Source organism: Microbulbifer maximicatervae (SeqCode) (assembly GCF_052467305.1).
Genome location: NZ_CP174306.1, coordinates 1,937,487 through 1,950,384, shown reverse-complemented (window position 1 = coordinate 1,950,384; position 12,898 = coordinate 1,937,487). Strand labels below are relative to the sequence as shown.

Here is a 12,898-nt window from a genome sequence, read left to right as displayed (position 1 = left end):
TATCCTACAAATTTTGAACTACAGATCCGCAGAGGACCAAAAGAATGTTAAAGAATTTAACCGTAGCTATTCTAAGCCTCGTAATACTATGCAGCACATCAATCGTATCATCTCAAGAAAACCCAAAACCTTTTGTTTTCACTGCCATTCCAGACCAGGACCCGGAGCGCTTACAAAAACGCTTTGGCAAAGTTGCACAGTATTTGTCCGACACGCTTGGGGTTGAAGTTAAATACTTACCGGTGAAGTCCTACAGCGATACGGTTGAAGCCTTTAAAAATAACAAGGTCCAATTGGCCTGGTTTGGCGGATTTACCGGGGTGCAAGCCCGTATTGCAGAGCCTGGCGCTAAGGCCATTGCCCAGGGAGAAGGAGATCAAAATTTCACCTCCTATTTTATTGCGAATAAAAGTACTGAACTCACTCCCTCAAAAGACTTCCCCCGTGGTATTGAAGGTATGACATTTACTTTTGGCTCAGAGCACTCCACTTCTGGACGTCTAATGCCGGAATACTATATTCGAAAAGCGTTTGGTAAGCCCCCTACCGAGGTGTTCAGCCGTGTGGGCTTTGGAGGTGACCACTCCAATACCCTGGATCTTGTGCAATCTGGGAAGTATCAGGTTGGCGCCCTAAATCACAAGGTGTGGGAAAATGAAAAGAAAGCCGGCAAAGTGGATGAAAGTAAAGTGCAAGTGATCTGGAAAACCCCAGGATATCCAGATTACAACTGGACAATTCGTGGGGATGTCGATGAAACCTGGGGCAACGGCTTCTTAGACAAGGTCCAGCAAGCGATTTTGAATATGCGGGACCCTAAATTACTTGCCGCATTTCCCCGCAAAGGGTTTATCAAAGCCGACAACTCAATGTACCAGCCAATCGTCGAGACCGCTCACGAAATTGGTTTGTTGAACAATGAGTAAGCGAATTAGGTTCAAACTGTCCCTACTAACCAGTTCACGACTTGGCTAAGAAGCCTCCAGGGGAGTTAAACTCTTCAAACGGTCCTTGATAATAGCCGCCAATCTCCGTGCGCCGGGACCGATATCGTCCCGGTTAGGGAAGATCAGGTACATAGGGACCTCCCTTTTACTTCCTCCCTGGAGGGGCAAGGGCTTCAAGCTTCCTTCAGCGAGTTCATTCAGAATTTTGTCTTCTGGTAGCCATGAAAAACCGTAGCCTTTGCAAGCGGCGCCAATCAAAGAAGACATACTACTTAGAGTCCACCGATTAGCCACTTCAACCGTGAGCGTTTTACTACCACTCTGGGGGTTCGTATCCCGAACCACCAGGTGACGATGATTGCGTAGGTCATTCATAGTTAGCGGGCGGTCCAGCTCATGCAGGGGGTGTTTGGGATGGGCCACCGGGATTAAGCGTGCAGGACCTGGCAGTAATTCACCGTTGTAGCCCAGGGGAATTCTGGGACTGATTGCAAAATCAACTCGTCCCTCACTTAAGGCCTCTAAAGTTCCACTAATCACCATCTCATGCACATCAATACGAGTTTGAGGGCTCTCTTCGCCAAAAAGTGCAAGGCAGTCCAGCAACAACCAAATTGGGAACAGCACCTCCACGGAAATCGCAATCTGGGACTCCCATCCAGCCGAGGCCCGGCTGGCGGCCTGCTCCAATGCAGAAGCATCCTCCAGTAATTGCTTTGCGTGACGGTAGAGCATCTCACCTGCGGGAGTCAGAATCGCCTTGCGCCCACTAATGGTGAAAACCGCTACAGCCAGTAGTGATTCCAACTTCTGCACCGAATAGCTTACCGACGACTGACTCTTGTGCAGAAGCTCGGCGGCCTTTGCATACCCTCCCCCTTCAACTACCGCTATCAAGCAACGCCACTGCTCAAGAGTGATCTTTGGGTTTGATAATTGCGCCAACTGTTGTTTCATGATCGAATTTTTCGATGTAAATAAGCAGATAATTCTAATTTTTAATCAACTTAATGAATGTTTCAATAGCTTCATACAAAGTTAGTTACGAGGAAGCAGTCATGGCAAAGGTACTCAACATCAAGTCCAGCCTCTTTCAAGAGAACGGTCAGTCATCTCAACTTGCGGACAATTTCATAGCGAGCTGGAAGGCTAAGAACCCGCAAGATGAAATCATCCATCGTGACTTGGTATCCGAGCCTGTACCTCATCTGAGCCTGGAGCACTTTCAAGCCCACAATACGCCAGCTGATAGCCGTTCAAACAAGCAAAGTGAAATTGCAGAACTTTCGGACAAGCTGATAGAGGAGATATCATCGGCAGATCTGCTGGTGCTAGGTATCCCGATGTATAACTTCAACGTCCCGTCTAATTTGCACACCTACTTCGACTTTATTGCACGTGCCGGGGTAACATTCCGATATACCGAAAACGGCCCTGAGGGCTTATTAAGGAACAAAAAGGCCATCATCTTCATTTCACGGGGTGGTGTTTATGGTGACGATCATCCCCAAAGTAATTACCTTCGACAGTTCTTGGGGTTTGTTGGTATTACTAATGTGGAGTTTGTCTATGCTGAAGGCTTGGCAATGGGAGAAGAAGCAAAAGAGAAGTCGTTGGCTGCTGCAGAGAAGCGTATTGCAGAGCTTATGTAAAATAGAAAGCTAACAAGTCTGTATATGAATACTTGAAGGGGGGAGGCTTCGGCTTTCCCCCCCCTCTAAGTAAAAAACTCAGATGATTATTACTTGACCCATTCTAGCTATGTAAATTCTCATTTAGATCTTCTGAAAGAAGATAGCAATGTGTTTGCAACCTCAATAGAAATCCAACGCTAGAGGAAATTTCGTCTTATTATCCGGGGACACTTGACCACTATGTAGCAAGTCCTCACAAGCCATAGTTACTCTCGCCGACTTACTAAGCTAGCTTACCAGCTACTATCAAATTCATCTTCTCCAGAAATATCGGCTTCTCGCTCCAAGGTGCCAGTAATCACCTGGCTACCCTCCTCCATTTTGGAAAGCTCTAAATTATCCATAAAATCCCACATGGGGGATTTACTGACCAGCAAAGCTTTTTCACTGGGAACATGATAAGGTGGCCAGAACTGTCTGGGCTCATATGTGATACACAGCAGGTGCTTATCGGATAAGTGAGTATATAAGTTAAAGCACCAGTTTAAAGCTCGAGTTCCGTCAACAATTTCATACCAATCCCGGCCCTTAATTTTGTACTCCTGGATCTCATCTGGGGTCCAAGCGCTAAAACGATCTTCGTGTCCCAATTCTTGTAAGTATTCTAGGTCATCTTTATGCTTTTTAAATATAAACTGCTTTAATTGGCTGCAATCAGAGAGCTTAAAGACACCAGATTTAGATGCTTCTTGTACCTGAATCACCTGAATTGAGAAATAGCCACCACCCACAATCCATGTGTCATCCGGCCCCACATGGACACTACATGTCGTCCTGATAGGGTGAAACGTAAACCAAATATAGGGGCTCTCATCATCCCACATTGGCTGTCCGCCATAGAACCTAGGGTAACTTTCTTCTTTGTCAATAGGTGTGACATATGGGGCATACTTCCTGCCCCCATAGGTTTGCTGTAATAGCTTTCCGTTAAACGAAAGATGCCATAAACCAAGGTCAAACTGGTGTAATGGCATCGTATCAAAAGGCGACCAGTAAATCTCATCAAGTTGCTCGATAATTGGGGAGTTTAAGTCCAGCGAATCCACGTAAGCCACAATCAATGACCCCAGCCACTTTTAAATTCACTTCTAACATAGTTAACTGCGTCCGCAAAGGTGCGATTGCTATCACCGCCAGCGATCAATTTATCCTGGTAATAGCGACTGCACTTCTGCAAATCTGTATCAAACCTTGTCCAAGGAGCATCTGCTACTTTTTGTAGGCCTCTCACGGCACAACTACTATCCTTTATTTGGTGCACCTTACTAGCGATATCATCCACCATCTCATGTTCGTAACTAGTCTTTTTCGTCTGCGCGCCAATAGCTTCAACTTCCTGCATCAACAAGCCTAGATTTTCTCGTGGGTTAACAAAGTAGAAACAGTGTTGCTGCAGCTTTTTTCCACCCGCTTTCTGCTTAAATATTTTTAAGGCTCGATGGAGTATTTTTGCCCCCTCTTTAAAGACGTACCAGTGGTATTTTATGGTTTGATCCCTCTCATCCCAGGACCTCTCCGATTTATTTAAAATACGAGCCAGCTCTTCAGGCCCAGCATTAGGCCCTAAGAGCTTCTGGGATTTTGTTTCCCACCCTCCAAGTTCATCAACTACAAAGCTAGGTGCATAGTAAAGTGAGAAACTATTATTCAGCAGTTTATGGCTTACCTTCCCTGAAGTCTGAAAATATTCACCATACTCCTTTGCAGTAGATAGAGCATCATAAGCGGTTTCATCAAAGACGGCTCCAATTGCCCCCACTGCTGTAGGAATAGCTTCGTCCATAATCGGTGTCAAAGCCCATTCCGTTCTCTTATAATCTGATTGGTAAAAGCCCGCAGGTAGAGCTGCTGAGCCCGAGTTTCCATTGGCCCGCCTTATTTTTTTGATATAAACCCCTGCCCCCCTGTTCTCAGGACCCCCTTGCTGAACCACCTCGTAAAGAACCTCTACAACACCCATTACTTCGCGGTGTACACCTGCTGTTTTTAGGTTGCTGTCAGCAGTAATTCCCCCTGCGGCCCCTCTAAGCTCGATCAACTTACTTGCAGTTCTTTTGCCTTCAGCAGAGTCTATATCTACTAAATCAATAAACCTGGGGAGTAAGTTCGGGTCGATAAAAACAGCCCTACCATCTTGCATCCCTGTTGTTTTTGGATGAAAAAAAATAAAGTTCTTGTAGCCACTCATGAATACTCATCCCTGAAACTATCCGACATAATCTTACAAGGATATTACCATAGAAAAACTAGACATCGATGACCCCACCCCCCCTCTTAAATGCATTCCTCTGTGACCTATCTCGCAAAAATGAGCCTTTTGAATCACTTTCAAGTCGCCACTTTTTATTTGAGACTTGTGTTTTAATTACGCCAATTGTTGGTTCTATATTCTCGGCAAAACAGAAACTATCGTTCCAACCACCAATGAAACATCAACTAAAACCTGGCCACATCAATTCAGCGCTAAACCCAGTAATATCTTTTCAAAAACGCCATTTTCACTACCCATTTGTCAAACAGGAGCTATTTGTAATAGCAAGCAAAAAACCACCCGAGAAATACTATATCTTTTTCTCAAAGCCAACCACTGGATTACAATTTGACCTCCAAGGCCGCAGGTTATGCTAGATTAAAAGTATGAGGGGGATAGAAAATACATGTCGCGCCCAGGGATCTATATAGCTTTGCCGCCAATTATAAACTTACAAGCACGACATGTATTAATTCGTAGAATTTTAAACTAAGTCTATTGGGAGGAAGGTACGAACTGTGAAAATGCTTACCGTCTCTTTACACTTTTTTGAAATAGAGTGTTACCCCAAGCGCACCGCCATGATCTGTAAAATCCAAATAGCAATGTGACATAGCCTCCCGTTGAATTTGGGAAAGCAACTTATTTAAATCATAGTTATTCATCTGCATTCTTGGAGCCATAAAAGGCTCGCCTTTAAGAAGGTTAAGGATATTCCCTGAAAAAGGCACAGTACTACTCAAAAATGAAGTCAACCTTTTTAGTTTTGAAGTTTTGGCATATGAAAAATGGGCAACGCAAACCCCGCCCGATTCTAACTTATCAAGCAGAAGACTAAATAGTCTTTGCCCTTTTTTAACAGGGATATGTTGAAACACTATAAAGGAGTGGATGAAGTTGAATTTCCCTTGAACTAGAGAGAGCTTCTCATCAGCTTTCACAAATTCAATATTCTTTAAGCCTTGCTCATGACTATTTTTTTTAGCCTCCACAAGCATCGAATCAGATATGTCAACACCTGTAACATCTTCAGTAATATACGCTAAAGGGATCGCTACTCTTCCAACTCCACAGCCAAAATCAAGCGCCCTCTTGACGACAAAGCCATCATCTACATGTTGTTTCACTTTTGTCAGTATATTGTGAACATGGCTTTGTCCCGTTTTAAAGAAATCTTGCTTTGCGCTATCTGTTAAGTTTTCCTTCCTAAATTTTTCTTCGGTTAGAACACCGTAATAAGCATCTTCTTTGCCAAACTTTTCCCACTCTTTGTCAGAGTCAGCAATAAACATCGACATTCTCCCGCTACTACCTCACTCACTCCAAATCTAAGGCCATTTGAAATAAGCAATTCCATTTCACCACGAATACGAGACGATTGTATCAAGAAATGTCTTTCCAAAACGAATATTTATAGGGTACCGGTGTACCACTTCATCCTCAGGGAACTCAAAGCATATTGACGGCCTTGGCAAGTCAGCTCTATTCAGGTTAAGTATTTCTTACAGAGACCCCAATCCTGTTTAGCTGCAACTTGATTCCACAATATATGGTTGATAGATAAGTATAAGCAATCCACCAAGGCACTGCATTTTGCCAACTGAACTATCAGAAATAGTGAGCTTTTACTAAACGAATAGAGTTGCCTTCTCGATATAATTCAATGCGTTGAGCCCCTGCAACTCTATTTAGGGGCTATAAGTTTGAGACGGTTATCACATAAAAGGATATTTGTTTTTGAAATGTAGTAAAAAGGCTATTGTTAGCTATTCACCGCATCATCCATATACTTCACTGCCTCTCCTATAGAAATAGTGAACACGCCAGCATTGCCATTAATATACTCTCGTTTCCATGAATTGTAGCCGTCCTCATAATCAGGTATCTCACATTCCCCCATTAGTTCAGATATGCTTGCCCCTAGTGCCTCAATTGAAAACGGCATATGAGTAATTTCCTCAATGACCTCTCCACTATTAGGGTTATAAATTTTAATGCCTGAAATCTGAGCATGTACCACCATTGAATCGTCCTTAGACTCTTCAATTTTTAATATGATAACCCGCGAATTCTCCTCGCCCTCTCGATTATCATATTTCCACACTTGACCTTCTTTAACTTTTAAATCCATCCCGACTCTTCACTTTAAATTATCTGCTAATAACATTTATGCAATATCGGTGCTTCCTTGCATGCCCCATAGAAGTAATAATCTATAACGTCTATATCAGGCTTCTATACTGCGCTCTATCTAGCTTGGAAGTGAGGCTCAATCATGTATGGATAGTTACTCACCTTGCCTGGGATTAGCATTTTGACTCCAAACACTATTCGGCTTCTTGATTTAAATCATTGCTGATGCTTCATTACTTCAGCGAATAATTTAAAACGATGACATGTTGGTGGAGCTGGAACTAAAGAGGTTCACTTTGTATCTTGAGACTGGCAGTAGCACCCTATTCAGGGATCTTGTGGCTTATGGGGGCCAGAAAGTAAAAAGCCAGGCCCATTAACCTGGCCTGGCTTTATTTACTTTATAGTTAAAGCTCTGTTAAAGCGCTTCGGCCGCTTCTGGTCTCTCATTTTTTTCTGACGAAATGTCTTGTTTAGCCAGCTCCACTTCCTGCTTATGCACTCTCTTGCCAAACAACCGCTGCACCACAACAAAGAACAGTGGGATAAAGAAAATTCCCAGTAGAGTTCCAACAATCATGCCGCCGAACACACCGGTACCGATTGCCCGTTGGGCACCTGAGCCAGCTCCGGTTGCTATGGCTAAGGGCAACACCCCCAAACCAAAAGCGAGAGATGTCATTAAAATCGGGCGTAACCTGTCCCGTACAGCTCGCATCGTGGCATCTACCAGTTCCATACCGTCTTCCAGATTCTGTTTGGCAAACTCCACAATCAGGATGGCATTTTTACTGGTTAGCCCCACTGTAGTCAGCATCGCGACTTGGAAGTAAATGTCGCGCTCCATGCCCCTTAGGCTATTGGCCAGTACTGCACCCAGGATTCCCAAAGGAGCCATCAATAGTACTGCTGTCGGTACGGTCCAGCTTTCATAGAGAGCAGCCAAACACAAGAACACGATCAAAAGGGACAAGGTATACAGCAATGGAGTTTGTGCTCCAGCAGAGCGCTCTTGATATGAGAGACCACTCCACTCCATACCAATACCTGCGGGTAGTTGCGCCACTAGGCGCTCAACCTCTTCCATTGCCTCACCAGAGCTGACTCCGGGTGCAGCCTGCCCATTAACCTGCATTGAGGGAACGCCGTTATAGCGCTCCAAGCGGGGGGAACCGTACTCCCAGCCAAAACTGGCAAAGGATGATAGCGGTACCATATCGCCCTTATCGTTGCGCACTGACCACAACTGGAAGTCTTCCGGGACCATCCTAAAGGGAGCATCAGCCTGCATATACACGCGTTTTACCCGCCCGCGATCGATAAAGTCATCAATATATGAACCGCCCCATGCTGTACTCAAAGCGCTGTTAATACCGTCGATAGACAAGCCAAGCGCAGCTGCTTTTGCATTATCAATTTTTACACGGAATTGCGGGGTATCTTCTTGGCCATTGGGGCGAACATTAGCCAAAAGTTCACTCTGCCCGGCCATTCCCAGAAACTGGTTCCTGGCTGCAGTTAAAGCCTCATGACCCAAACTGCCATTATCCTGAAGATAAAAGTTGAAACCACCAGAAGAACCCAACTCGGGGAGCGGCGGAGGTGCGAAAGCGAAAGCCATCGCATCTTTAATTTGCATCAAGGCACCCATCGCGCGCATAGCGACAGACCCAGCGCTCTGTGACTCTTCTTCGCGCTGGGACCAATCCTCCAAATTTACAAAAGCAATACCGGTATTTTGCCCACTGCCGGCAAAGCTGAACCCCTGTACCGAGAATACTGATTTCACGATACCCTGCTCATTGTTCAGGAACTGGTCCTCTACTTTTCGGATAGAGTTCATAGTGCGCTCCTGGGTTGCCCCCACCGGCGCCTGCACCATGGAGAACAGCACACCCTGATCCTCATCCGGCAGGAATGAACTGGGCAATCGCAGGAATAGGAAGGCCATGACTACGGAAAGCGCAACAAACAACAGCATAAAGCGACCGCTGCGCTTCAAAATACCTTGCACTCCACCTTGATAGCGCTGGCTACCTCGATCAAAGTTGCGATTGAACCAGCCAAAAAAGCCCTTCTCCCCATGCCCCTCCCCTTTGGATATTGGCTTCAGCAAGGTCGCACAAAGCGCTGGTGTCAGGATAATCGCCACCAACACTGACAACGCCATAGCGGCAACAATCGTGGCGGAGAACTGGCGGTAGATCACGCCGGTGGCGCCATCCATAAATGCCATAGGCACAAACACTGCCGACAAAACTACGCCAATGCCAATCAGTGCCGCAGTAATCTGGTGCATCGACTTCTTAGTGGCTTCTTTAGGGGAGAGCCCCTCTTCCCGCATTACGCGCTCGACATTCTCCACCACCACAATGGCGTCATCCACAAGCAGGCCAATAGCAAGCACCATGGCAAACATCGTGAGCATATTGACTGAGAATCCCAGCGACGCGAGTACAGCAAAAGTACCCATTAGCACTACTGGTACCGCAATCGTCGGAATCAACGTGGCACGGAAGTTCTGAAGAAACAGATACATCACCAGAAATACCAGGACGATCGCTTCAATCAAGGTAGAGATAACACCCTTAATAGATGCCTCAACAAACGGTGTTGTATCGAATGGTACTACGGAAGTCAGGCCACGGGGAAAGTAAGCCTCCAGCTCCTTCAACTTGGCTTTCACTCCCTCAGCCGTTTCCAAGGCATTGGCCCCAGTCGCCAAGTTGATCGCGATGCCGGTTGCGGGCTGGCGGTTGTAACGGGAAATAAACTCGTAATTCTCTGCACCTAGCTCGACTCGAGCTACATCTCCCAGGCGCAAAAGCGAGCCGTCATCATTGGCTCGGACAATAATGTCCCTGAACTGCTCAGGGGTTTGCAGACGTTCCTGGGAAGTAATTGCCGCATTTAACTGTTGCCCCGGAATAGAGGGAGCAGCACCGAGGCTTCCAACCGTAACTTGTGCATTTTGGGCCCGCACTGCGTCGGTAACATCACCAGGGGTAAGTTCATAGGTGGTGAGCTTATTGGGATCGAGCCAAATCCGCATCGCGTACTTGGAACCAAATACCTGCACATTGCCCACGCCTGGCACCCTGCTGATCGGGTCAACAATGGCCGAATTGATATAGTCAGCAATATCATTGCGGTTCATGCTGCCGTCTTCAGACACAAAGCCGGCAACCATTAAGAAGCCACCTCGAGACTTACTAACATTTACTCCTTGTACCTGGACCTCCTGTGGCAGCAGCGGCATCGCCAGTTGCACTTTGTTTTGCACCTGGACCTGGGCCGTATCCGGGTCAGTTCCGTTCTCGAAAGTTAAAGAGATTGAAACGCCACCGTTGGATTGACTGGTGGCGGACATATAAAGGAGACCATCGAGGCCCTTCATGTTGCGTTCAAGGATTTGAGTAACCGAATCTTCAACCACCTTGGCGGAAGCGCCCGGGTAATTTGCCTCAATATTGATCGACGGTGGCGCAATATTTGGATAGCGCTCAACTGCCAGCTCGCCGATAGACAACACACCTGCCAGTATCGTGATAATTGCCAGCACCCAGGCAAAGATGGGCCGATTGATAAAAAAACTTGCCATAACCCCTACCCTTAAGACCCCTGCTGTGCAGGCGCTTCGCCAGCTTGTTGATCGCCTTCAGCCGCCGGCAGCTGCTCATTTTCGCGCTCGCTGGCCTGTACCGGGGCTCCCGGGCGAATTTTCTGCAGCCCGGCGACTACGACCCGGTCCCCGGCCTCGAGCCCATCTTCCACTAGCCAGCGATTGCCAATCGTACGACTAACCCGCACAGATCGCTGGGCAACCACATTTTCCTCATTCACTACCATGGCTGAGGTGTTGCCCTTAGGGTCCCGCGCAATTCCCTGCTGAGGTACCAGAATTGCATCTTCACGGACACCACTACCGACAATTGCGCGCACATACATACCTGGCAAAAGCATGGTGTCCGGGTTTGGGACAACTACTCGCAACAATACGCTGCCCGTTGAGGGGTCGACACTGGCTTCGGCAAACTCCAGCTTGCCCTGGTGTTCAAATTCGCTGCCATCTTCTAATAGGATTGTCACAGGTAGATGAGTGGCGTCGGCCAGTGTTCCCGCTTGAAGCGCTCGACGGAGGCTAACAAGCTCAGCTGCCGACTGGGTAACCTCAACATAGATCGGATCTAGTTGCTGCACAGTAGCCAAAGTTCCGGCCTGATTGGCCGTTACCAGAGCGCCTTGAGTAACTGTAGATTTGCCAATTCGGCCTGTAATCGGAGAAGTGACCCGCGCATATTCCAACTGGATTTCAGCCCTGTGCAGCTCCGCCTGAGCTGCGGCTACATCGGCTCGGGCCTCCTGAAGATCGGCTTCCGCAGCATCATTTTCCTGCGTGCTAACAGCACCATTACCCACCAGGTTCGCGGTACGCTCGGCTTTGAGGCGAGCGATGTTCATAGCCGCCTTTGCGCCTTGCAAACTTGCTCTGGCACTATCGACGTCAGCACGATAAAGAGCGTCATCTAGCTGGTAAAGCGGCTGATTTGCACTAACTTGGCCACCTTCACGGAACAATTGGCGTTTTATGATGCCATTAACCTGCGGGCGAACCTCGGCCACTTTAAAAGGTGAAGTCCGCCCCGGCAGCTCCCTGGTAAGGGTGACGGATTCCGGCTGAAGTGTGACTACGGTCACTTCGGGGGCCATTCCCGGTGGAGCCGAAGCTTCCTCGTTACATCCCGCCAACAATGCGGAAACGACCAAAAGGCTGGTGAGAGCGCGGGCTTTTAACATGGTTACCTCTAAAAGTGACTGCGCGGACAAAATACTGGCAGTTAGCGGAATTTTTAAGTGACAAGGAAATCTGAGTAAAGTAGCGTGGCATTTTATGAGTACGTAGGAAACAGGATCAACTGTTCATAATCGTGCAATTTTCATCTAACATGCACTTTCACCCAGTATATTCAAGGGTTTGCACATAAAACCCCTTTGCACACTTGCGGTTAAACGCTGCAAAAATGAGCCAGAGTGAAACTAATAATTGAATAAAGAAGCCGCTGTTCCTTATGACCAAACGCAGAGATGAGCAAATTTTGACCACCCGTGAGCGTATATTAAACGCCGCGCTCAATGTGTTTCATGAATATGGAGTGTGTCGCCCTTCCCTTTCCGAAGTCGCAAAGCTGGCTGGAGTTAGTTGCGGTGCTGTTGCCGACCACTTTCACAGCAAAACCGGTTTGCTACTCGCTCTGACAGAACGCATGGTACTACCCGGCGAACAACTTTGTAATAACGCCGGCGAGCAACTCAACGCCAATCCCCTCGGTACACTGCGAACCCGCTGGGTGTGGCTGTTTCAGGAAATTGCTTGTAACCCAGAGTGGCAGCAGGTACTTGAGATTATCTTCCATCCCTGTGAAGAAAAGGTTACCGAGAACAATGAAGCCCACTTGCGTATGAAGCAAGGGCGCACCCGCGGGCTTGAGCGAATGGCACAACTGATTGCCCTCGCAGTATCCGAGCGCCAACTGCCCGAAGATCTTGATACAGACCTCGCGATGCAGATGTTACACGGTGGCCTGTTCGGTGTGATTGAAACTTGGCTCTTATCCTCAAGAATTGAAGATATCGGCGAACTCGGTGAACGCTATATCGACTCTCTAATCGATATGATCCGCTTCTCCCCCACCATGCGCTTAAGTTCACGGTTGGTCCACACCCTGCACTAACGCACCTTATCAATGTCGGTGGGGCATACTCCCTTACAGTGCTCGCCTCACCATAGATACCTTTTCTCTTTCACTATTTATAGGAAAGCCCCCACTCGTTATCTTGACCCTTAAATCATTGGTTACAGCGAAGTCAAAGCG

General features: G+C 47.2%; 10 protein-coding genes. 3 read left to right on the top strand and 7 right to left on the bottom strand.

All coding sequences use genetic code 11. The features are described 5' to 3' along the window. Positions 1-44 precede the first annotated feature (44 nt). Positions 45-926 carry a putative selenate ABC transporter substrate-binding protein gene (locus ACJJI4_RS08725; RefSeq protein WP_444927761.1) on the top strand — a complete coding sequence of 294 codons (882 nt, stop codon included), beginning with the start codon at positions 45-47 and terminating at the stop codon, positions 924-926. A 45-nt stretch (positions 927-971) separates the two neighbouring features. Here ACJJI4_RS08725 and ACJJI4_RS08720 read toward each other — a convergent pair whose 3' ends face one another. Further along, positions 972-1,904, bottom strand: a complete 933-nt coding sequence (locus ACJJI4_RS08720) for a LysR family transcriptional regulator (RefSeq protein WP_444927760.1) — start codon at positions 1,902-1,904, stop codon at positions 972-974. Positions 1,905-2,005: 101 nt separating this feature from the next. Between ACJJI4_RS08720 and ACJJI4_RS08715 the strand changes: the two genes are divergently transcribed. After that, on the top strand, positions 2,006-2,599 hold the full coding sequence (locus ACJJI4_RS08715; RefSeq protein ID WP_444927759.1) for an FMN-dependent NADH-azoreductase: 594 nt from the start codon (positions 2,006-2,008) through the stop codon (positions 2,597-2,599). Between the two features lie 275 nt (positions 2,600-2,874). Here ACJJI4_RS08715 and ACJJI4_RS08710 read toward each other — a convergent pair whose 3' ends face one another. The 6 genes from ACJJI4_RS08710 to ACJJI4_RS08685 all read right to left on the bottom strand — a co-directional run bounded on the left by ACJJI4_RS08710 (position 2,875) and on the right by ACJJI4_RS08685 (position 11,822). After that, positions 2,875-3,696 (bottom strand): hypothetical protein, encoded by an 822-nt coding sequence (locus ACJJI4_RS08710; RefSeq protein WP_444927758.1) that lies wholly within the window; start codon positions 3,694-3,696, stop codon positions 2,875-2,877. Between the two features lie 2 nt (positions 3,697-3,698). Then, entirely contained in the window at positions 3,699-4,829 is a 1,131-nt protein-coding gene (locus ACJJI4_RS08705; protein WP_444927757.1) for a hypothetical protein, read from the bottom strand. Between the two features lie 602 nt (positions 4,830-5,431). Next, the gene (locus ACJJI4_RS08700; RefSeq protein ID WP_444927756.1) at positions 5,432-6,184 is read right to left on the bottom strand and encodes a class I SAM-dependent methyltransferase; all 753 of its coding nucleotides are present in this window, start codon (positions 6,182-6,184) and stop codon (positions 5,432-5,434) included. Between the two features lie 470 nt (positions 6,185-6,654). Beyond that, a complete protein-coding gene (locus ACJJI4_RS08695; RefSeq protein WP_413665743.1) occupies positions 6,655-7,023 on the bottom strand; it encodes a hypothetical protein in 369 nt (122 codons plus the stop codon). Positions 7,024-7,443: 420 nt separating this feature from the next. Continuing rightward, positions 7,444-10,626, bottom strand: coding sequence for an efflux RND transporter permease subunit (locus tag ACJJI4_RS08690; RefSeq protein WP_444927755.1), 3,183 nt, complete (start codon positions 10,624-10,626; stop codon positions 7,444-7,446). Between the two features lie 11 nt (positions 10,627-10,637). Continuing rightward, positions 10,638-11,822, bottom strand: a complete 1,185-nt coding sequence (locus ACJJI4_RS08685) for an efflux RND transporter periplasmic adaptor subunit (RefSeq protein WP_444927754.1) — start codon at positions 11,820-11,822, stop codon at positions 10,638-10,640. Between the two features lie 272 nt (positions 11,823-12,094). On the opposite strand from ACJJI4_RS08685, the gene ACJJI4_RS08680 reads away from it, so the two are divergent. Next, the gene (locus ACJJI4_RS08680; RefSeq protein ID WP_444927753.1) at positions 12,095-12,757 is read left to right on the top strand and encodes a TetR family transcriptional regulator; all 663 of its coding nucleotides are present in this window, start codon (positions 12,095-12,097) and stop codon (positions 12,755-12,757) included. The last annotated feature ends 141 nt before the right edge of the window (positions 12,758-12,898 follow it).